The organism is Achromobacter sp. GbtcB20 (assembly GCF_019091095.1).
Classification (GTDB): Bacteria; Pseudomonadota; Gammaproteobacteria; order Burkholderiales; family Burkholderiaceae_B; genus Achromobacter; species Achromobacter mucicolens.
Window position 1 is genome coordinate 1 of the sequence record NZ_JAGXJZ010000931.1, and the last position, 234, is coordinate 234.

A 234-nucleotide genomic window follows, 5' to 3' on the forward strand; every position below is an offset into this window, starting at 1 on the left:
CCCGACCCCCGCCTGACACCGCCGGCCGAGGGCAAACAGGTCGCACGCCGGTCGGTCCGGTGCCGCACGGTGGGCGAAACCTCGAGCACGTGCCCGGTCGCCTTCGACGCCGGCGACACCATGGCCATCCTCGCCGAGACCGCCGTGACGGACATCACCCAGCGCGGCGCCACGCGCATGGGCGGCCAGGCTTCCGAGGGCTCCAAGGAGCGCCGCAAGGAGGGAGGGTAATTC

General features: G+C 73.1%; 1 pseudogene. It reads left to right on the plus strand.

The window, feature by feature from the left end:
• Positions 1-231: pseudogene (locus tag KVT32_RS31685) on the plus strand (sulfate adenylyltransferase small subunit); the annotation flags it as partial.
• Positions 232-234 lie beyond the last annotated feature (3 nt).